The organism is Rhizobium sp. 01T444 (assembly GCF_056398305.1).
Genome location: NZ_JBFTPD010000389.1, coordinates 1 through 531, shown reverse-complemented (window position 1 = coordinate 531; position 531 = coordinate 1). Strand labels below are relative to the sequence as shown.

1 protein-coding gene is annotated in these 531 nt (G+C 70.1%); it reads right to left on the bottom strand.

The features are described from left to right. Positions 1–531 (bottom strand): ABC transporter ATP-binding protein (locus tag AC1DTN_RS39085; RefSeq protein WP_477925613.1); only part of this gene is annotated, 531 nt, incomplete at both ends.

Below are 531 nucleotides of genomic sequence, written 5' to 3'. Positions count from 1 at the left end.
GCAGGATGCTCACGCCCTGCGCCTTGAGCTCCAGGATCATGTGGGCCATCTGCTCGACGATGACCGGCGCGACGCCTTCGGAGGGCTCGTCCAGCAGCACGAGATAGGGGTTGCCCATCAGCGTGCGCGCCACGGTCAGCATCTGCTGCTCGCCACCGCTCATGCGGCCGCCGGGCCGGTTCGGCATTTCGCCGAGGTTCGGGAAGAGCTTGAACAGGCGCTCGGGCGTCCACAGCGGCGCATCGGTGCCGTCGGCCCAGCGGCGCGCGGGCTGCCTGCCGACTTCGAGGTTCTCCATCACCGTGAGGTCGGTGAACACGCGGCGGTCTTCGGGCACGAAGCCGAGGCCCAGGCGCGCCGCGTGGTGCGGCTCGCTCTTCGAGATGTCATGGCCCAGGAAGCGCACGGCGCCCCGGCGCTTGGCGAGCATGCCGATCAGCGCCTTGAGCGTGGTCGACTTGCCCGCGCCGTTGCGCCCCATGAGCGCCACCACTTCGCCGCGCCGCACCTCGAGGTCGACGTCGTAGAGGA